Raw genomic sequence first — 1,376 nt, forward strand, 5'->3', positions numbered from 1 at the left:
TCTCAATATACCAAGCATTTTTACTTCCGATTTATGCGCATTTTCGCACGCGCCGAGTCTGAAACAAGCGCAATAGCGCCCTTCCGGCCCACTGTCGATTGCTTTGTGGCCTGATTTTGGTAGTGAGGGCCAGAGCCCCGATATCATCCGGAGAAAGCAAACCCATGACGCCAGGAATTCGCCCGCTCGTCGCCGGCAACTGGAAAATGAACGGCACCAGCGCCTCGCTCAACGAACTCCGGATGATCGGCAACGGTTTCATGAGCGGACTTGACGCGGAGACCGAAGCGCTGGTTTGCGTTCCCGCAACCCTGCTTGTTCACGCCGCGGAGATCCTGTCACGCACGCCGGTGCATGCCGGCGGTGAGGATTGCCATACCAAGGAGAGCGGCGCCTACACCGGCTGCATCTCGGCGGAAATGCTGAGGGATGCCGGTGCGAGCCATGTCATCGTCGGCCATTCCGAATGCCGCGAGCAACGCGGCGAAGATGACGCCACTGTCCAGGCCAAGGCATCCGCCGCATGGCGTGCCGGGCTTGTTGCCATCATTTGCGTCGGCGAAACGCATGAACAGCGTGAAGCGGGCGCCACGCTGGATGTGCTGTCGCGGCAGGTCGATGGTTCGGTGCCGCCAAGCGCCACCCCGTCCAACACGATCATTGCCTATGAGCCGGTATGGGCGATCGGCACCGGCCTGACGCCGACAGCCGGCGATGTGGCGGCAGCACATGCACATATCCGCGAAAAGCTGTCGGAAAAGCTCGGCGGCGTCGCGGCGAAGATGCGCATTCTCTACGGCGGCTCGGTCAAGCCCTCCAACGCGGTCGAACTGCTCGGCGTCAGGAATGTCGACGGTGCGCTGGTCGGCGGCGCCAGCCTGAAAGCGGTGGATTTTCTCGGCATCGCCGAGGCTTATCGCAATATTGCCTGAAGACATTCGCTCCGCCGGACAGGGCTTCCGGTGCACGAAATCGTTGCAAAGGACGGGTTGCTTCCCATATTCCGGCCACGGGCTTGGAAATGCCGTCAAAGCATTGTATTGAGCCGCCTCCAATTCACCGGTCGTGTCCGCGGCCGGGCAAGGCCTTGCCAGGATAAACTATGGAAACCGTACTGATCGTCATCCATCTCATGGTCGTGCTCGCCCTTGTCGGCGTGGTGCTGCTGCAGCGTTCCGAAGGCGGTGGCCTCGGCATCGGTGGCGGATCCGGCTTCATGACCGCGCGTGGTGCGGCCAATGCCCTGACGCGTGCGACGGCGATCCTGGCGGCCGCCTTCTTCGCCACGTCACTGACTCTGTCGATCGTCGCCCGCTACGGCGAGAAGCCGATCGACATCCTCGACCGCGTGCCGGCGACGTCGGACGGTGCAGGCA

At 62.3% G+C, this 1,376-nt stretch carries 2 protein-coding genes; both read left to right on the top strand.

Annotation, left to right across the window (positions count from 1 at the left end):
• The first annotated feature begins 164 nt into the window (after positions 1-164).
• Complete coding sequence (gene tpiA / locus EN750_RS34415; protein WP_127399284.1) at positions 165-932, top strand: triose-phosphate isomerase; 768 nt, start codon at positions 165-167, stop codon at positions 930-932.
• 170 nt (positions 933-1,102) lie between these two features.
• On the top strand, positions 1,103-1,376 hold a 274-nt coding region (gene secG, locus EN750_RS34420), incomplete at its 3' end, for a preprotein translocase subunit SecG (RefSeq protein WP_127399285.1).

It is taken from the genome of Mesorhizobium sp. M7A.F.Ca.ET.027.03.2.1, assembly GCF_003999175.1.
Classification (GTDB): Bacteria; Pseudomonadota; Alphaproteobacteria; order Rhizobiales; family Rhizobiaceae; genus Mesorhizobium.

Bases quoted from the DNA above. Each gene is read 5' to 3' on its own strand.
- tpiA (WP_127399284.1), top strand. From the start codon at position 165: ATGACGCCAGGAATTCGCCCGCTCGTCGCCGGCAACTGGAAAATGAAC.